Here is an 18,667-nt window from a genome sequence, read left to right on the forward strand (position 1 = left end):
GCCACAGTTGTGCGGCGAACCGTGTTCCCCCAGCACACGGAGCACACGGCGGGTTTTCGTAACCTTCCGGTGTGGACCTCGACACCGAACTCCTGCCCGCGTACGCGCGCGGCTGCGCCGTCCTGGGCTCGGGCGGCGGCGGAGCGGTGTCCATCACCCGGGCGGCGGCCCTGCAGGCACTGGAGGAGCACGGCCCGGTCCGCGTCGTCCAGCCCGAGGAGCTGGATCCCGGCGCCCTCGTCATGCCCTGCGGCAGCGCGGGCACCTCCGCGGTGCAGGTCGAGCGGATCGGCGGCACAACCGAGCCGGCCTACCTCCGTGACGCGGTGGAGAAGCTGCACGGCTCCCGTGTCGCGGCGCTGATGCCGAGTGAGATCGGCGGCGCCAACGGATGCGTGGCGGTGGCCTGGGCGGCCTACCTGGGGTTGCCGCTGGTGGACGCCGACGGCATGGGCCGGGCCTTCCCCCGGATGGACCAGACCGTGATGGAGCTGCGTGGGATCAGCCCCACGCCCGCCGTACTCTGCGACGAGCGCGGCCGGACCGTGGTGATCGACCACGTCGACGGCCGCTGGCTGGAGCGCCTGGTGCGGGTCTCCCTGGAGGCCTTCGGCGGCCAGGTCGCCTCCAGCGAGTACGTGCTGCGCGCCGGCCAGGTCCGGGCCTGCACCGTCACCGGTTCGATCACCCGGGCCATCGAGGTGGGCGAGCGCCTTCCCGCTCCGCTGCTGACCGGGAAGGTCGCCGCGGTGGAGGGCGGCTCGGTCCTCGTCGAGGGACTGGGCGCGGACGCCGGGCGGCTGGCCCGGATCGAGGCGCAGAACGAATATCTCGCGGTCTTCGAAGACGGGAACCTGCTGGCCGCCGTCCCGGACGTCATCGCGCTGCTGGACACCCGGAGCGGGGACGCCGTCCAGGTCGAGCAGCTCCGCTACGGGCTGCGCGTCGGCATCGTGCACCTGGAGTGCGACCCCGTCTGGCGGACCCCCGCCGGGCTCCGGCTCGGCGGCCCCGGAGCCTTCGGGCTGACCGGGCTCCCGGAACCTGCCGGGCCTTCCGTGCCACCCGGACCCCCTGCCGGGCCTTCCGTGCCATCCGGACCCCCTGCCAGGCCTTCCGCGCCGCCCGGATCCCGTGCCGGGGCTTCCCGGCGCCGGGAAGCGGAGGTGGAGAGGTGAACATCGGCGTGGACGTGGGCCCCACCAACACCGACGCCGCCGCCCTGGACGGCACCGGAGCTGTGCTGGCCACCGTCAAGGTGGGCACGGTCCACGGCGACCCGGTGGCCGGCGTGGTCGCCGCACTGGCCGCGCTGGGAGTCTCCGGATCGGCCGAGACCACCCGGATCGCCGTCGGGCTGCGCGGGGCCGCCACCTCGGTCGCCGAGCGCACCGGGCTCTGCCGGGTGGCCGCACTGCGGATCGGCGGACCCTCCGCGCAGGCCGTGCGGCCGTTCTTCGGCTGGCCCACCGACCTGTCGCGGGTGGTCAGCGCGGGCGCGGGGATCGTCGACGGCGGCGGTGGGCTGGAACCCGAACACTGGACGCCGCTGGACCGCGAGGCGGTCGCGCGCTTCGCCGCCCGGGTCGCGGGGCGAGCCGAGGCCGTCGCGGTGACCGGTGTGTTCTCGCCCATCGACGGCGACCAGGAACATGAGGCCGCGGAGATCCTGCACACCGAGCTCGGGCCGCTGCCGGTCTCCCTCTCCGCCGACCTGGGCTCGCTGGGGCTGATCGAGCGGGAGAACGCCACGATCCTGGACGCGGCGCTGTCGGGGTTCGCCCGGGACACCGCCGAACGGCTGGCTCTCGCCCTCCCTCGCGCGGCCGTCTTCGTGACCCGGGGCGACGGCACGCTGATGAGCCTGGAGTATCTGGCCCGGCACCCCGGGCTCAGCCTGGGCAGCGGACCCGCCAGCGCGCTGCGCGGCGCCGGTGTGCTGAGCGGGCTGCGGGACGCGGTGGTCGCCGACGTGGGCGCGACCCGCGTCCGGGTCGGAGTGCTGGCCGGAGGCTACCCGGAGGAGACCGCACGGGGAGCCGACATCGGCGGTGTCCCCGTGGGCTTCCGGATCCCCGAGCTGATCCGGGTGCTCCGGGACCCCGGTGGCGAGCGTACGGCCCCGCCCGCCGGCTCCAGCCGGGGCGATGGGCTCACCGAACTGGCCGAGGCGGTGGACCGGCTGCAGCCGGGCGTCGACCGGTTGCCGGTGGTCATGGTGGGCGGCGGGGCGCCCGCCGTACCGGACGGGCTGCTGGGCGTGCCGGACGTCCGGCGCCCCGAGCACGGCCGGACCGCCGGGGCGATCGGCGCGGCCACCAGCCCGGTCGGCGGGCAGTACGAGCGGATCGTCCGGCTGGAGGAGCGGGCCGGGCTCTCCGAGGCGCTCGACGCCGTCGCCGAGGAGGCGCGGGCGCACGCGGTGCGCGCCGGGGCCGACCCCCGGCACGTCGAGATCGTCGAGTCCGCCAGTTCCCCGCTGACCTACCTGCCCGGCCCGTTCCTCCGGCTCCGCGCCCGGGCGGCCGGTCCCCCCTCACGCCTGTGAACCCCCCTGAAAGGCCCGTGAAATGATCGATGAGGACTACCCGCTGGAGCGGGTCCCCCAAGAAGCCCGCTACTCGTGGTTCAACGTGGCCGTGCAGCGGTTCGGCCAGCTGTCGGACCTGACGCAGTTCCTGCTCGGCGCGACGCTGGGCGCGGGTCTGTCGTTCTGGGGGGCGTTCTGGGCGTTCACCCTCGGCTCGGTGATCCTGGAGGTCGTCTGCATCTTCGTCGGCATCGCCGGGATGCGCGAGGGCCTGTCCACCTCGGTGCTGGCCCGCTGGACCGGGTTCGGCCGGTACGGCTCCACGCTGATCGGTGTGATCATCACGCTGAGCCTGTTCGGCTGGTTCGGCGTGCAGACCGCGGTGTTCGCGGCGGGCCTGCACGCCATCATGAGCGGCATCCCCCTGTGGGCCTGGTCGCTCATCGCCGGGCTCGGCGTGACCCTCCTGGTCCTGCGGGGCTTCCGGGCGATGGGCTGGACGGCCTTCGTCACCGTGCCGGCGTTCCTCGGGCTGGCGGGCTGGGCCATGTGGGTGGAGGTCTCCCGGCACAGCCTGAGCGAGCTGATCTCCTCCTCGCCGTTCGGCGCGCCCATCACGGTCGCGACCGGCGCGACGATCGTCGCCGGCTCCTACATCGTCGGCGCGGTCACCACCCCGGACATGACCCGGTTCAACCGCAGCACCGCCGACGTGGTCAAGCAGACGCTGATCGGCATCTCCCTCGGCGAGTACGTGCTCGGCCTGGCCGGAGTGCTCCTGGCCTACGCGGTCAAGACCTCCGACATCGTCGCGATCATCACGGCCTCCTCCGGCGTCGTCGGCGTCGTCATCCTGGTCTCGGCCACCGTGAAGATCAACAACTGGAACCTCTACTCGGCGGCGCTCGGTCTGATGAACGCGGTGGAGTCCACGGTCGGCGTGCGGCTCAACCGGGTCGCCGTCACCCTGGGCATCGGCCTGCTGGGCAGCCTCGCCGCCGCCGCCGGGATCCTGGACGCGTTCTCCGGCTTCCTGTTCGTCCTCGGGGTCATCACCCCGCCGATCGCCGGGATCATGGTCGCCGAGTACTTCGTGGTCAAGCGCTGGCGGCCCGTCCTGGACGCCTCCCGGGAGCTCGGACGGCTGCCCGAGACCGAACCCGCCTGGGTGCCCGCCACCCTCGCGGTCTGGGCGGCCGCCGCCCTGGTCGGCTGGCTGAGCGACGTCTACGGGTGGATCGGTATCCCCGCGCTCAACTCACTGATCCTGGCCGGGCTCGGCTACCTCGCCGCGGGAAGACTGGGCCTGGTCCGGGGGACGCGGGAACTGCCCGTCGAGCAGCCCGCCGTACACGTCTGAAAGCGATCCGGAAGAGAGCATGATGCGCATCGGAATCGACGTCGGCGGCACCAACACCGACGCCGCCCTGCTGGGCGACAGCGGTGAGGTGCTGGCCGCGGTCAAATCCCCCACCACGGCCGACGTCACCTCAGGCGTCGCGGCGGCGATCACCGCGCTCGGCGCCGTCGACACCTCGGCCGTGATGATCGGCACCACCCACTTCGTGAACGCGCTGGTGGAGGCCGCCCGGCTGGAGCCGGTCGCCGTCGTGCGGCTCGGCCTGCCGGCCACCGCCGCGCTGCCGCCGATGGTCGACTGGCCCGTCCGGCTGCGCGAGGTCGTCAGGGGGCAGAGCTACCTGTGCCACGGCGGGCACGAGTACGACGGCACCCCCATCTCCGACCTCGACCCCGAGGAGTTGAAGCGGGTCGCGGCCGACATCGCCGCCCGGGGGCTGCGCTCGGTGGCGATCTCCTCGGTCTTCTCCCCGGTCAGCGGGGAGTTCGAGCAGCGTGCCGCGGAGATCCTGGGCGCCGAACTCGGCGACGGGGTCCACCTGTCGCTCTCCCACGAGATCGGCCGGATCGGCTTGCTGGCCAGGGAGAACGCCACCATCGTCAACGCCGCCCTGCGCCCGCTCGCCGAACACATCGCCGGCGCTTTCGAGGACGCGCTGACGGCCGCGGGCATCGCCGCCCCGCTGTTCCTGTCGCAGAACGACGGGACGTTGATGGACGTCCGGCAGGCGCAGCGCTATCCGGTGGCGACGTTCGCCTCGGGGCCGACCAACTCGATGCGCGGCGCGGCGTTCCTGTCGGGGCTCACCGACTGCGCCGTCGTCGACGTCGGCGGCACCACCACCGACGTGGGCATCCTGGTCGGCGGCTTCCCCCGGGAGGCCTCGGGCGAGGCCGAGCTGGCGGGGGTGCGAACCAACTTCCGGATCCCCGACGTGCTGTCGCTCGGCATCGGCGGCGGTTCGCTCGTCGCCGCGGACGGTACGGCGGGACCGCGCAGCGTCGGCTACCGGCTCACCGAGGAGGCCCTGGTCTTCGGCGGCGCCACCCTCACCGCCACCGACCTGGCGGTGGCGGCCGGATACACCGAGATCGGCGACCCCGCACGCGTCGCGCACCTCGACCCGCGCCCCGCGCTGGCGGGCATCGCCGAACGCATCGCCGAGACGGTGGACCGGATGCGGACCTCGGCCGCCCCGCTGCCCGTCGTCGCCGTCGGCGGCGGCAGCATCCTCATCCCCGACGGCCTGCCCGGTTTCGACGAGGTTCACCGTCCTGCCCACTTCGCCGTCGCCAACGCCGTCGGCGCCGCCATCGCGCAGGTCGGCGGTGAGGTGGACCAGGTCTTCTCCGGAGCGCGCGAGGCCGTGCTCGACGGGGCCCGCGACGAGGCGGTCTCCCGTGCCGAACGGGCCGGTGCCCGCACCGGCAGCGTGCGGATCGTCGAGGTGGAGGAGATCCCCCTGGCCTACCTGCCCGGCGGCGCGACCCGCGTCCGTGTCAGGGCGGTCGGCGACCTGGACCTGGAGAAGATCAATGCGTGAACTCGGAGCCGATCAGCTCGACGACCTCGCCCGCGGCGCCGGCATCCTGGGCACCGGCGGCGGGGGCGACCCCTACATCGGCAAGCTCCTGGCCCGTGAGGCGATCCTCGCCCACGGCCCGGTGACCGTCCTGGACATCGACGAGGTGCCGCCCGACGCCACCGTCGTGCCGGTCTCCGGGATGGGCGCGCCGACCGTGCTGCTGGAGAAACTCCCGGCGGGCACCGAGGAGCTCACCGCGCTGCGCGCGCTGGAGGCCGTACTCGGCCGGCGGGCCACCCACATCGTCCCGATCGAGATCGGCGGCGTGAACTCCATGATCCCCATCGCCGCCGCCGCCCAGGCCGGGCTGCCGCTGGTAGACGGCGACGCCATGGGCCGGGCCTTCCCCGAGGCCCAGATGGTGCTGCCCTCGCTGATCGGCGTATCGACCACCCCGATGGCCCTCGCCGACGACAAGGGCAACACCTTGGTCATCGACGCGGTCTCCAACCGGTGGTCGGAGAGGATCGCCCGCGCGGCCTGCGTGGAGATGGGCTGCCAGGTCTCCTGTGCCGACACCGTGCTGCGGGGAGACCAGCTCCGCGACGGGCTGGTGCCCGCGACGCTCACACTGGCCGAGGACCTGGGCCGGGCCGTACGGCTGGCGCGGGCCGCGCACGCGGACCCGGTGGCCGAGGCGACGCGGTTGCTGGGCGGCGTCCGCCTGCTCGCCGGCAAGGTCGTCGACGTGGAGCGCCGGACCACCGGCGGCTTCGCCCGGGGCCACGCGTGGCTGGAGGGCCCGGCGGGCACCATGGAGCTGAGGTTCCAGAACGAGCACCTGCTGGCCGTACGCGACGGTGCCGTCGTCGCCACCACCCCCGACCTGATCTGCGTCCTGGACACTGACACCGGTGAGCCGGTCACCACCGAGGCCATGCGGTACGGCTTGCGTGTCACGGTGATCGCCGCCCCCTGCGACCCCCGGTGGACCACCGCCGGGGGACTGGCGCTCGCCGGGCCGCGCTACTTCGGCTACGACTGCGACCACGTGCCCCTGCCCGCCGGGGGGTAGATCCCCGGCGGCTCCGAGGACGCGGCGCCCGCCCCAGGGACGTGGCGGCGGCGGGGACCACGGCACCGGACCACCCGTGGCCGATAAAGGACAGATCCATAGCTATATGGACACATCGGGGCATGGAACAGGCCAAGAGGTGGAGCGATGCGCCGGAGTCCCCTACCCTGTCAGGACGAGGGGAGTACTTCCCAAGAATCGGCCCGGTCAGTACGGGCGCCCTGCGGCGTCCCCGGGCGGTTGCCTGCGATACGCGGGTGAAGGAGACCTCGAATGGCCGAGCGCATTCGAGGAGTTCCCATGTTCGCCGACACCCCACCCCCCACCCCCGGTACGGCTCCGCCCAGTAAGGCTCCTCCCGCCACGGCTCCCCCCGGGGGCGGGCCCGCCACCAGCGCGGAGGGGTCCGCGCACCTGAGCTATCCCCCCGGGTCGCTGGTGCTGCTCGCGGGGCTCCCCGGTGCGGGCAAGAGCACTCTGCTGGACCGGCTGTACGGGCTGCGCGGCGACGAGAGGGAACCGGTCCGGGCCGGCGAGGTGCGGATCATCGACTCGCGGCAGTCCCGCAACTGGTGGGCCCGCTACCTCGGCCCGATCCCGCCGCGGATCCGCACCCCGATCGTGCACGCCACCCATGTGGCGCGGATCGCACGGGCGCTGCTGCGCGGGCACGGCGTCGTGGCCCACACCCGGGGCACCTGGCCGCACATCCTGTACGGCTTCGCCTGGCTGGCCCGCCGGGTCGGCAGCGAGGTCCATCTGATCCTGCTCGACGTCGAACCGGAGGTCGCCCGCGCGGGGCAGCTCTCCCGGGGCAGGGTCGTCACCGGTGTCGGCTTCGCCCGGCACTGCCGGCGCTGGCGGGTTCTCGTCGGCCGTGCCCGCGGCGGCTCCCTCCCTCCCGCCGCGGGCGTCACCGTGCTGGACCGGCCCGCGTCGGACCTGCTGAGTGCCATCCGCTTCGACCGGGGGCAGGAGGGTCAGGAGCCGTGAGTCATTTCACGTATTCGACCGTCACATCGCCGTCCACGGAGTCGCCCACCCCGTAGAGCCAGACGGCCGACCAGTGATCGCCCAGCGCGGTGCGCAGGAACATGGCGCTCCAGCGGGCCGCGGCCTTGACGCTCCTGTCCTGCGCGACGGTCTGCGGGACCGGGTCGGGACGGGCCCCCGGCGGGTTCTGGATGTCGGTCAGCCCGTAGTGGTTGGCCCCGGTCACCGAGACGAGCATCTTGGGCGGGTTCAGCAACGCGTCGTAGGTGCCCTCGGCGCTCGCCGGGGAGGCGACTCCGTCGGCCGTGCCCTGCACGAGCGCCACCGGGACGGCATTGGGCACCGGCGGGCTCCCGGTGCCCCCGGGCGGGGTGTTGTTCGTGCCGTAGAACGCGGCGGCCTTGAGCTGGGCCGGCGCCGTGGCGGGCTCCCCGCAGAACGGCGGGACGCACGCGCCGGTGGTGAGCGTCAGCCCCGCCGCGCCGCCGAAGGAGTGGCCGAGCAGCACCAGGGAGGCCGTGTCGATCCTGCCGCGGAGCGGTGAGCCCGCACGGATGTCCTCCTGCTGCATCCAGGCCGCCGTCCACGACGCCTGAGCCTCCTCGGCGAACAGGCCCGCCTGTCCGAAGACGACCCGGCTGTGGTTGGGGACCACTACGGCGAAGCCGTAGCTCGCGACGGCCCGGGCGAAGGCGGAGTAGCGGGACTTGTCGACATCGGCGCCCTGCAGCAGGAGTGCGACGGGCAGGTCGTGGTGGATCTTCGCCGGTGCCGGCGCGTAGACGTCGGCGGCGTCGCCGTGCACCGTCGTGGTGAACTCCGTGGTCTCCGTGGTCTCCGGGGTGGCCGACCGGGCTACCGGTCCGGCGTGTGCGGGGACGGCCGCGACGCCGGTGAGCGTGAGGGCCGTGACGACTGCCGACAGGACGGGTCCGAGTCCGGGGAAGCGCATGTAATCCTCCGGTGTTTCCTCTACCGAAACGGCGTTTCTCTAAGCGTCATGAGTGTGGAGGCTGCTCCCGCGCCCGTCAAGCGGCACGTGTCGGCAGGCGCCGAAGCGGCCAGCCGCCGTGGCCCCGGCTCAGGCCCGGTGGCCCCGGCCCGGCCTCGGTGGCCCCGGCTCAGTCTCCGTGGCCCCGGCTCGGCGGCAAGTGGCCGGAGTCCCTGAGATCGGCCAGGATCGCGCGGTGGTCACTGCCCGACATCGGCAGCACCCGGCTGTCGAGGGCCGTGAAACCGCGGGTGAGCACATGGTCCAGGCGGACGATCGGCAGGGTGGCGGGCCAGGTGAACTGCAGGCCGGTGCCGGCGCTGTCCGAAACGGACGACAGGAGCGCGGTGAGACGGCTCAGCTCCCGGTCGGTGGTGGCGGTGTTCAGGTCGCCGGCGACGATGATCCGGGGGCTGGGATCCCCCTGGATCGCCCGGGCCAGCGCCTCCACCTCGGCGTTGCGGCCGGCGATGACGGACGGCTGGTCGGGACGGAAGGACGACAGGTGCACCGCGTAGAGGCTGACCGGCCCCTGCGGCGTGCGGATGATCGCGTGCCGTGAGCGCACCACTCCGGGCACGGGCCGCGGCAGGCCCTCGACGGGATACCTGCTCCACACCGCGACCCCCGGATTGTCCGGGAAGCGATAGGGGTAGCCGGGATTGACCTCCCGGGCGAACGCGGGATCGACCGTCCCGTTCATCAGCACCGGATCGTCGGGGACCTCCGCGACCACGAGGATGTCGGCGTCCGCGGCCCGCAGGACCCTGGCGGTCGCCGCCAGGTCGCCGTTGGCGTAGTTGACGTTCTGGTGGACCACGCGCAGGTCCCACGGCCCGGTGCCGGCGGCGCGGACGAACGGGGGGCCGAAGATCATCGCCCACATCACGGCCGGCATCGCGGCCCCGGCCAGCGCGAGCCACGACCGCCGGGCGAACGCGACCAGGGCCAGGACCGGGATCGCCAGCCCCAGCCACGGCAGACCGCTGTCGAACGTGTTGCCCATGCCCCGCCAGTTCGGCAGCAGCCGGTGACCCACCAGGAGGAGGGCGACCGACGCGCCCGTGGCTGCGGTCAGCCCACCTCGAAACCGCGGCGACATGACGAGGGACCCCTTCGGCGACCGCGGACTCCGGCGGTCTTCACCGGAGTAGTCCATCATGCCGCCGACGCCGCCGCGTGCAGGCCGGCCGTGTCGCGACGGCCACCGGGTCGGGCGGACCGCCGGTCAGCCCCTGTGTGACCGGCAGGTCTCCCGTCAGTGACCGTGCACGGCCTCCAGCGGCGGGGACGCCGAGGGTACGCGTATCCGCTCTTCCCGTCCGGCGCTCGCGATGGCCGGGCGGAGGAAACCGGCCAGCCCTCCGCCACGCCCGTACGGGTATGACAGGAGGGCCTCGGCGATCAGCCCGGAGCGCGGGTGGTTCTCCCTGAGTTCGGCGTAGCGCAGCATCACCGCGCGGGCGACGGCGGCCGGGTTGTCCATGCCGTACACGGCGTAGAGACGTTGCCTTGTCCTCGGCGCCAGACATCCGTTCCACCAGCGGTAGACCATGCCGTCGGTCCAGATCACCAGGTCGGCCCAGACCGACACCAGCGCCAGCCCGTAGCCGTCGTGGACGTCGCCTTCCACGCCGTGCCGTTCCAGCTCGTCACGGAGCAGGCAAGCGGCGTGCAGGGCGGGCGTTCCCGCGAGCACACCCCGGAGGTTCGCCACTGCCCACCTCCTTTCGGTGTTAGGGAAAACCTCGAGTCGTTTCCTCTTCCCAGGGTGCCGTGAGATGATTACTTTCGGTAGGTGCTCGATTACTAAGAGACACATGCAACTTGGTTGGGTTCCCCTGTGGGACCCACCCCGGCACATGTAGGACCCGAAAGGACGGGAGCCCCCATGCCCGCCCCAAACGAGCTGGACCCCAGTGCCAGCGTCATGGCTTACTGGGGTTCCGAGCTACGCCGGCTGCGAGAGGCCATGGGCTGGAGCCAGCAGGAGCTCGCGAAGCGGACGGCTTACTCCACCTCGCTGGTGGGCCTGGTCGAGACCGCCATGCGGGCCCCGACCAGGAAGTTCGCGCAGCGATGCGACGAGGTGCTGGAGACCGGCGGCGCGCTCATCAAGCTCTGGCCGCTGATCGGCCGGGAGTCCTCGCCCACCTGGGTCCGTTCACTGTTCGAGCTGGAGTGGGAGGCGCGCACACTCCGTAACTACCAACTCGCGGTGGTGCCGGGGCTGTTACAGACCGAGGACTACGCACGGACGCTGACCCGGCTGGGTCGGCCGTTCGACACCGTCGAGCAGGTGGAGGAGATGGTGACGGTGCGGATGCAGCGGCAACGGCTGCTGGACCGCCCCGAACCACCGATTCTCTTCGTCCTGCTGGACGAAGCGGTGCTGGCCCGCCCCATCGGCGGTGCCCGAGTGATGCGCGAGCAGCTCGAGCACCTCCTGGAGGCGACGGCACGACCACGGGTCACCCTTCAGGTGATCCCGTTCGAGGTGGGGGCCTACCCCGGGCTGGCCGGACCCATGTTGGTCCTCTCCTTCAGAGGAGCGCCCGATGTGGTGTACATGGAGAATGCGGAGAACGCACAGCTCCTGACCGACCCCGCCAGGGTTGACCCCCTTTCCGCCCAGTTCGACGCATTGCGTTCCTGGGCACTTCCCCAGGCCGCCTCCGCGGCCTTTATCGAGAAGAGGATGAGTTCATGGATCTGACCGGTGCCCGGTGGCGCAAGAGCAGCCGCAGCAACGGAAACGGCGGCGAGTGCGTCGAGGTGGCCGTCAACCTCCCCGGCGTCGTCGCCGTCCGCGACAGCAAGAACCCCGGCGGCCCCGCTCTGCTGTTCTCCCCCAGCGTGTGGAGTGACTTCCTGACGCGGATCAAGTCCGGCTCCGTCTGAGGTCAGGAGAGTCGGCGGTGACGCCGGACCCGGCTTCCACGAGTCTGTCGGAGGGATTCGTGGGGGAGGGTCGTCGCTGTTCCGTGACGCCCGGCGGAGTTCGTCCGTCCCGGCGAAGGAAGTGATCAGCAGATCGTCGAGGTCGAGGCTGCCGACCTCGACCAGCACCTGCGCGTGGTAAGGATCCGGCCGGCCTGCGCCGCCGTCGAGATCCACCCGGGGCCGTGACGCCGGCGCCTTATCCCCTCCACCAATCCCCTCCACCACGCCTCTCGTGTGGCTCCGTGCTGCCCGGAATGTCAGCCGAGGCAGCCGACGTGCGCGAGTGCCTGCCTCAGCAGGACGCCCTGCCCGCCGGGCATCTCCTGCTGCACCAGCGGCGACGCGGCCTCCTGCGGCGTGAACCAGACAAGGTCGAGGGCGTCCTGCCGGGGACGGCAGTCCCCGGCGACCGGGACGACGTAGGCAAGGGACACCGCGTGCTGCCGGGGGTCGTGGTAGGGGGTGACGCCCTGCGTCGGAAAATACTCGGCGATGGTGAACGGCTGCGGGGAGGCCGGCACCCGGGGCAGCGCGACAGGGCCGAGGTCCTTCTCCAGGTGGCGCATGAGCGCGTCGCGGACCCGCTCGTGGTGAAGTACGCGCCCGGACACGAGGGCGCGGCTGACCGTCCCGTCCGGTCCGATGCGGAGCAGCAGGCCGACATGCGTGACCACTCCGGCGTCGTCGACCCGCACCGGCACGGCGTCGACGTAGAGGATCGGCATCCGCGCACGCGCCGACTCCAGTTCCTCGGGAGTAAGCCAGCCTGGCGTGGTCTCGGTCATTTCGGTCATTGGCTGATCGTACTTCCCGGTCGGCTCAGGACACGATCGGCCGGCGGCGAGGCGTTGAACCTCTCTCGCGCCGATGAAGAGGAGGTAGATCTTAGGGACCCAACGGCAACCATCATCCTTATATGTCCGAACTATTCGGATATGCGACCCAATATGGGCAGACACGCCACTAATGTCCGGTGCATGGACAGGCCTCAACTGTGGGAAGCCCGATGAGAGCCGCCCCGGACGAGAGGTCGAGCGGACTGGGGCTGGAGGTGTTCGATCCGGCTCCCGTCGGGGTGGCGGTCACCGGCGGACGGGACCGCCGGCTGGTGTACGCCAACGCCGTCTACCGGTCCGTCTTCGGCGACAGGACGCTCAGGGCCATCGCGCACGAGGCGTTCAGCGAGCACGTCGACCGGGACTACTACTACGGACTGGCCGACCAGGTGCTGGCGACCGGGGAGCCGGTGACCGTCACCGAGGCCCCGGTGAAGCTCGCCTACACCGACACCGGCCCGCAGGAGCGTTTCTTCACCTTCAGCCTGTCGCAGATCTCTCTCGGCGGCGGTGAGCCCGGGGTGCTGCTGGTGTGCGCCGAGGTCACCGAGCAGGTCACCGCCGCGCGGCAGATCCAGGACCTGGCCGAGGAACGCCGCCGCCTCCTCCAGCGCTACCAGAAGCTGGGGAGCGTGGGCGCGCAGATACTCTGGGTGGCCGATGCCGGCGGCGGTGTCATCGAGCCGAGCCTGAGCTGGGAGAAGATGACCGGGCAGTCGTGGGAGGAGTTCAGGGACGGCGGGTGGCTGGACGCCCTCCATCCCGACGACCGCGAACCGTCCGCCCTGGCGTGGAAGGAGGCGCTTGAGCGGGTGGTCCCCCTGTGGGAGCACACCTACCGGCTGCGTCTCGTGAACGGCACCTACCGGCACTTCAGCATCCGCGCCGTGCCGGTGCTCGAAGGCGACGCCGTGGTGGAGTGGGTGGGCACCTGCACCGACATCGAGCAGGAGTGGCGGGCGAGCCGGCGCCAGGAGCTGCTCGACCGTGCCGCCGCCGCCACCGCGGACATCACCCGCCTGGAGGAGATGCTCACCGCGCTGACCCAGGTGATCGTGCCGGATCTGGCCGACGGGTGCATCATCTACCTGATCCCCCCGGCCCCGGAACGCTTCGGGGACGTGTCGATCTCGGCGCACCAGGTCGTCTCGGCCGTACGGCCGGGGCTGCCCGAGCTGCCGGAGATCGGCGAGGTGACCTTCGACGCCGGCAACATCTTCACCCGCACGGTACGGCGGCTCCGTCCGACGTACCGGGCGTTCCCCCGGGGGGAGCCCAATCCCGGCGTCGCACCGGCCGGGGCCGAGGCGTGGCTGGTCTCGGCCAAGGCCAACAGCGTGGTCCTGGTGCCCGTCATCGTCGACGGGACCGTGGCGGCGATGGTGGCCGCCGCCACCTGCGGGGAACGTTCCCCGATCAGCGCGGCCGACGTCGCCCTGATCGGCCAGATGTTCGAGCACGCGCACGACCCCCTCAGCAACGCCATCGAATACCGGCGCACCCAGCGCGTGGCACTCGCCCTGCAGCACAGCCTGCTGCCGGAACCGCCCGCCGTACCGGGCCTGCAGATCGCCGCCCGCTACCGGCCGAGCCCCGCCGCCGCCGAGGTCGGCGGGGACTGGTACGACTGCTTCCGGCTGCGCGACGGCGCCACGATGCTGACGATCGGGGACGTGGCCGGTCACGACCTGCCGGCCGCCGTCACCATGAGCCAGATACGCAACATGCTCCGGGGGCTGGCGGTCGACCGGGAGGAGCCGGTCGGCGACATCCTCAGGCGCCTGGACATCGCCATGGAGACCCTCTACGCCGAGGAGACCGTGACCTGTGTCCTGGCACGCGTCGAGAGGCCGGAGGACGGCCGGTGGCGGCTGAACTACGCTGTGGCCGGGCATCCGCCGCCCCTGCTCGTCACCGGTGACGGTGACGCCCGCTTCCTGGAGGAGGGGCGCTCCCCGATCCTCGGGGTGATCCGCGACGGACCGCGTGACAGCGCCGTCGAACCGCTGCTTCCGGGCGGCACCGTACTCCTCTACACCGACGGCCTCGTCGAACGGGCGGGTGAGGACATCGGCAAGGGCCTGGACCGGCTGCGCGACCTCGCCGCCCCGCTCGCCCACAAGCCCCTGGAGGCGTTCTGCGACGAGTTGCTGGCCGGGCTGTCCAACGGCGGGGACGACGACATCGCCATGATCGCCGTACGTCTGCCGTCCACTCCTCTCGACGAGTGGGATCCGCCCTCCCCGGCCGGCTCCGGCCCGGGCACGCCGTACTGACGGTCACAGCGGCAGGACACCGCCCGGTTTGAGGGCCTTCATCGCGATCTGCGAGGTGAGTTTGTCGAGGCCGGGCAGCCGGCCGAGTCTCTCCAGGCAGAGCTGGCTGTAGGCGTCCATGTCGGGTACGGCGACCCGCAGCACGTAGTCGGGCCGGCCGAACATGCGCAGGCACTCGATCACATCGTCGATCTCCATGACGGCCGCCTCGAAAGCGGTGACGGTCTCGGCGTCCTGTCCTTCGAGCTCGACGTAGGCGAGCACCTGGAACCCGCGCCCGACGGCGGCCGGGTCGACCACGGCCCGGTAACCGGTGATCACCCCCGACTCCTCCAGGCTGCGGACCCGGCGCAGGCACGGTGACGGGGTCAGCCGCACCCGCTCGGCGAGCTCAAGGTTGCTGAGTCGCCCCTCCACCTGCAGAAGGCCAAGAATTGCGCGATCAGTGGCATCCATGGCAATAGATGCTAACAAAAGCACTAATCGACATAAATGTTGACATCCAATTCTGGCTTTCCTGGCATAACCTTGCGGCATAAGAGCGGCGCAGACAGACGGGACCACGATCATGACGATCATCGCCGATGCCCGCGAAGCAACTCCCGAAGACCGCTACGCCCTCGATGAGGGACAGGTCTTCATGACCGGGACGCAGGCACTGGTCCGCGTGATCCTCGACCAGATGCGCGCCGACCGCTCGGCCGGCCTCGACACGGGCACGATGGTGTCGGGCTACCCCGGCTCCCCGCTCGGCGGCTTCGACCAGGAACTCGCCCGCTCGCACGGGCACACCGGGCCGCTCGGCATCGTGCACCGACCGGGCCAGAACGAGGAGCTGGGCGCCACCGCCGTCTGGGGCAGCCAGCTCGTGCCCGCGCTTCCCCGGCCGCGCAAGGCGGGTGTCCTGGGCGTCTGGTACGGCAAGGCCCCCGGTGTCGACCGCGCGGCCGACGCCCTGCGGCACGGCAACTTCGTCGGCGCCCACCCCCACGGGGGTCTGATCGCGCTCTGCGGCGACGATCCGACCTGCAAGTCCTCGACGCTCCCCTCGGCCACCGAGAGCGCGCTCGCCGCGCTGGGCATGCCGATCATCCACCCGGGCAGCGTCCAGGAGCTGCTCGACCTGGGGCGCCACGCGATCGCGGCCTCCCGGGCCAGCGGCCTGTGGGTGGCGGTGAAGACGGTCACCAACGTGGTGGACGCCACCGGCACGGTCGGCGTCGGTCCCGGCCGGGTGGTCCCCGTCATGCCCGTCGTCGAGTACGAGGGCAGGCCGTACCGGCACACGCCGGACGCCACCCTGCTCACCCCCTGGTCGCTGGAGATGGAGCGCACGCTGGTCGGCCCCCGGCTGGAGCTGGCCCGCGCCTATGCCAGGGAGAACCACCTCAACCAGGTCACGGCGGACCCCCGGGACGCCTGGCTCGGCATCGTCGCCTCCGGTACGGCCTACCACGACGTGCGCGAGGGATTCCGCCGGCTGGGCGTGGACCCGGCCGAACTCGGCATCCGCATCCTCAAGATCGGCATGATCTGGCCGCTGGAGCCGGGGATCGTCCGGACCTTCGCCCGCGGACTGGAGGAGATCCTGGTCGTCGAGGAGAAGGGGCCGCTGCTGGAGACCCTGGTCAAGGACGTCCTGTACGGCACCGCCGACGCCCCGCGCGTCCTGGGCAAGCTCGACGAGAACGGCGCCGCCCTGATCCCGCGGACCGGGGGCGTCGACGCCGACCTGGCCGCCAAGGCGATAGCGTTCCGGCTGCGCCGCAAGGGCCTGGACACCGCCGCGGCACCGGGTGCGGCCTCCCCCGGTGCCGCCGGGCGGGCCGTTCCCGGCGTGGGCGAGCGGTTCACCCCGGAGGTGCGCGACCGGATCGCCGGGGGGCTGGCCGTGATCTCCCGCCCGGCACCGCTGAAACTGCTCGGCCCCCAGCGCACCCCGTTCTTCTGCTCGGGCTGCCCGCACAACCGCTCCACCGCCGTCCCGGACAACGCCCCGGTGGGCGCGGGGATCGGCTGCCACACGATGGTGGTGCTCAACCGGGAGGGCAAGGGCACGCTGACGGGGCTGACCCAGATGGGCGGCGAGGGCACCCAGTGGATCGGCCAGGCGCCGTTCACCGACACCCCGCACATCTTCCAGAACCTGGGTGACGGCACCTTCCACCACTCCGGCTCGCTCGCCGTCCGCGCCGCAGTGGGCGCCGGCGTCAACATCACCTACAAGCTGCTCTACAACAGCGCCATCGCCATGACAGGCGGCCAGACGATCACCCCGTCCCTCACCGTGGCCGACCTGACCCGCTGGCTGGAGGCGGAGGGCGTGCGCCGGGTGATCGTCACCACCGACGAGCCCGAGCGCTACCGGGGGGTCAGACTGGCGCGGATCGCCGAGGTCCGCGACCGTACCGCGCTGGAGGACGCGCAGCGCGAACTGGCCGCGATACCCGGGGTGACCGTGCTGGTCCACGACCAGCAGTGCGCGGCCGAGAAGCGGCGGCTGCGCAAGAGAGGCGACCTGCCCGACCCGGTCCGGCGGGTGGCGATCAACCAGCGGGTGTGCGAGGGCTGCGGCGACTGCGGGCAGAAGTCCGAGTGCCTGTCGGTGCTGCCAGTGGAGACCGAGTTCGGCCGCAAGACCGGGATCCACCAGTCGTCCTGCAACAAGGACTACTCCTGCGTGGAAGGGGACTGCCCCTCCTTCCTGACCGTCGTACCGGGCAGGAAGGGCGGCGGGCGCGCCGCCGTACCGGCTCCTCCCCCGATGCCCGTACCCGAGACCCGCACCGGGGAGACGACGATCCGCCTGGTGGGGATCGGTGGCACCGGCGTGGTGTCGGTGGCCCAGATCCTCGGCACCGCCGCGATGCTCGACGGCAGGCAGTCGCGCGGCCTCGACCAGACCGGCCTGGCCCAGAAGGGCGGCACGGTCGTCTCCGACATCCGGATCTTCGACGGCGACGACGACCGGACCGGGCAGGCCGGCACCGGAGGCGTGGACGCCTACCTCGCGCTCGACCTGATCGGCGCCACCGACCCCAGGCAACTGGGCGGCGCCGACCCGGGCCGGACCGTCGCGGTGGTCTCCACCAGCCTGGTCCCCACCGGCTCCATGGTCCTCGACCCGGCCACGCACGTCACCGGCCTCGGCTCGCCGCTCGGCGCCCTGGAGTCACGCACCCGGCGCGAGCTGAACGTCTGTCTCGACGCCGAGGACCTCGCCCAGAAGCTGTTCGGCGACCACATGCCGGCCAACACGATCGTGGTCGGCGCGGCCTGGCAGCGCGGGCTCATCCCGCTGAGCCTGGAGTCGATCGAACGGGCCGTCCGGATGGGCGGAGGCAGGAGCGCGGAGAAGACGATCGCCGCCTTCCACTGGGGCCGGGCCGTCGTCGCCGATCCCGCCGCCGTGGCCCGGGCGACCGGCTCCCCCGCCCCGGACCGGCGTCCGCCGGCCCCCGAACTCGTCGCACTCGTGAAATCGGTCGCCGACCCCGGCACCGAACTGCACCGGATCCTGGCGGTACGGGTGCCCGATCTGGCCGCCTACCAGAACCTGCGCTACGCCGTCCGCTACATCGACGCGATTCGCGCGGTCCTGGCCAGGGAGCGGGAGATCTCAGCCGGACGCTCCCCCGTCACCGAGGCCTACGCCCGCCAGCTGCACCGCCTGATGGCCTACAAGGACGAGTACGAGGTCGCCCGGCTCCACCTCGATCCGGCCGAGCGGGCCCGTGTCGCCGCCGAGTTCGGCCCCGGCGCCAAGGTCTCCTACAACCTGCACCCGCCGGTCCTCCGCGCCCTGGGCATGAACCGGAAGATCCGCCTCGGCGCCTGGTTCGACCCGGCCTTCCGCCTGCTGTACGGCATGCGTGTGCTGCGCGGCACCCCGCTGGACCCGTTCGGCATGGCGGGGGTGCGCAGGACCGAGCGCGATCTGGTCACCGAGTACACCCGCGACGTGCACGGCGCCCTCGCGCACCTGCGTCCGGAGACCGAGGACCGGGTGCGCGAGCTGGCCGAACTCCCGGATGTGATCCGCGGCTACGAGCACGTGAAGCTGCGCAACGTGGCCAAGTATCGCGCTTCCGCCAAGGCCATCCTTGATCGGCTGAATGACGATCGGGCCTGAGGCGCT

15 protein-coding genes are annotated in these 18,667 nt (G+C 72.1%); 10 read left to right on the top strand and 5 right to left on the bottom strand.

Annotation, left to right across the window (positions count from 1 at the left end; all coding sequences use genetic code 11):
* Positions 1 to 71 precede the first annotated feature (71 nt).
* The 6 genes from OHA77_RS04060 (at position 72) to OHA77_RS04085 (ending at position 7,483) form a co-directional block, all read left to right on the top strand.
* A complete protein-coding gene (locus OHA77_RS04060) occupies positions 72 to 1,178 on the top strand; it encodes a DUF917 domain-containing protein (RefSeq protein WP_406316211.1) in 1,107 nt (368 codons plus the stop codon).
* Positions 1,175 to 2,548, top strand: a complete 1,374-nt coding sequence (locus OHA77_RS04065) for a hydantoinase/oxoprolinase N-terminal domain-containing protein (RefSeq protein WP_406316212.1) — start codon at positions 1,175 to 1,177, stop codon at positions 2,546 to 2,548. The genes OHA77_RS04060 and OHA77_RS04065 overlap by 4 nt, the downstream gene beginning before the upstream one ends.
* Positions 2,549 to 2,570: 22 nt before the next feature.
* On the top strand, positions 2,571 to 3,890 hold the full coding sequence (locus tag OHA77_RS04070; RefSeq protein WP_406316214.1) for a purine-cytosine permease family protein: 1,320 nt from the start codon (positions 2,571 to 2,573) through the stop codon (positions 3,888 to 3,890).
* Between the two features lie 22 nt (positions 3,891 to 3,912).
* Entirely contained in the window at positions 3,913 to 5,433 is a 1,521-nt protein-coding gene (locus OHA77_RS04075) for a hydantoinase/oxoprolinase N-terminal domain-containing protein (RefSeq protein ID WP_406316215.1), read from the top strand.
* A complete protein-coding gene (locus OHA77_RS04080) occupies positions 5,426 to 6,490 on the top strand; it encodes a DUF917 domain-containing protein (protein WP_406316216.1) in 1,065 nt (354 codons plus the stop codon). The genes OHA77_RS04075 and OHA77_RS04080 overlap by 8 nt, the downstream gene beginning before the upstream one ends.
* A 300-nt stretch (positions 6,491 to 6,790) precedes the next feature.
* Entirely contained in the window at positions 6,791 to 7,483 is a 693-nt protein-coding gene (locus OHA77_RS04085; RefSeq protein WP_406316218.1) for an AAA family ATPase, read from the top strand.
* 1 nt (position 7,484) lies between these two features.
* On the opposite strand, the gene OHA77_RS04090 is transcribed toward OHA77_RS04085, so the two are convergent.
* The 3 genes from OHA77_RS04090 to OHA77_RS04100 form a co-directional block, all read right to left on the bottom strand.
* A complete protein-coding gene (locus tag OHA77_RS04090) occupies positions 7,485 to 8,435 on the bottom strand; it encodes an alpha/beta hydrolase family protein (RefSeq protein ID WP_406316219.1) in 951 nt (316 codons plus the stop codon).
* A 169-nt stretch (positions 8,436 to 8,604) separates the two neighbouring features.
* Positions 8,605 to 9,576 (bottom strand): endonuclease/exonuclease/phosphatase family protein, encoded by a 972-nt coding sequence (locus OHA77_RS04095; protein WP_406316220.1) that lies wholly within the window; start codon positions 9,574 to 9,576, stop codon positions 8,605 to 8,607.
* A gap of 156 nt (positions 9,577 to 9,732) precedes the next feature.
* A complete protein-coding gene (locus OHA77_RS04100; RefSeq protein WP_406316221.1) occupies positions 9,733 to 10,191 on the bottom strand; it encodes a hypothetical protein in 459 nt (152 codons plus the stop codon).
* 174 nt (positions 10,192 to 10,365) lie between these two features.
* On the opposite strand from OHA77_RS04100, the gene OHA77_RS04105 reads away from it, so the two are divergent.
* Together OHA77_RS04105 and OHA77_RS04110 are read left to right on the top strand one after the other, a co-directional pair.
* Positions 10,366 to 11,190 carry a helix-turn-helix transcriptional regulator gene (locus tag OHA77_RS04105; protein ID WP_326821987.1) on the top strand — a complete coding sequence of 275 codons (825 nt, stop codon included), beginning with the start codon at positions 10,366 to 10,368 and terminating at the stop codon, positions 11,188 to 11,190.
* On the top strand, positions 11,181 to 11,375 hold the full coding sequence (locus OHA77_RS04110; protein ID WP_406316223.1) for a DUF397 domain-containing protein: 195 nt from the start codon (positions 11,181 to 11,183) through the stop codon (positions 11,373 to 11,375). Before OHA77_RS04105 ends, OHA77_RS04110 begins: the two co-directional genes overlap by 10 nt.
* A gap of 299 nt (positions 11,376 to 11,674) precedes the next feature.
* On the opposite strand, the gene OHA77_RS04115 is transcribed toward OHA77_RS04110, so the two are convergent.
* A complete protein-coding gene (locus OHA77_RS04115; protein WP_326821985.1) occupies positions 11,675 to 12,211 on the bottom strand; it encodes an NUDIX hydrolase family protein in 537 nt (178 codons plus the stop codon).
* A gap of 212 nt (positions 12,212 to 12,423) precedes the next feature.
* On the opposite strand from OHA77_RS04115, the gene OHA77_RS04120 reads away from it, so the two are divergent.
* Positions 12,424 to 14,529: a SpoIIE family protein phosphatase gene (locus OHA77_RS04120; RefSeq protein ID WP_406316224.1), complete on the top strand. Its 2,106-nt coding sequence runs from the start codon at positions 12,424 to 12,426 to the stop codon at positions 14,527 to 14,529.
* Positions 14,530 to 14,532: 3 nt separating this feature from the next.
* Here OHA77_RS04120 and OHA77_RS04125 read toward each other — a convergent pair whose 3' ends face one another.
* Positions 14,533 to 14,985 (bottom strand): Lrp/AsnC family transcriptional regulator, encoded by a 453-nt coding sequence (locus OHA77_RS04125; protein ID WP_406316225.1) that lies wholly within the window; start codon positions 14,983 to 14,985, stop codon positions 14,533 to 14,535.
* Between the two features lie 112 nt (positions 14,986 to 15,097).
* Between OHA77_RS04125 and OHA77_RS04130 the strand changes: the two genes are divergently transcribed.
* On the top strand, positions 15,098 to 18,661 hold the full coding sequence (locus OHA77_RS04130; protein ID WP_406316227.1) for an indolepyruvate ferredoxin oxidoreductase family protein: 3,564 nt from the start codon (positions 15,098 to 15,100) through the stop codon (positions 18,659 to 18,661).
* Positions 18,662 to 18,667: the final 6 nt, after the last annotated feature.

The organism is Streptosporangium sp. NBC_01639, assembly GCF_045209755.1.
In the GTDB taxonomy this organism is placed as follows: Bacteria; Actinomycetota; Actinomycetes; order Streptosporangiales; family Streptosporangiaceae; genus Streptosporangium.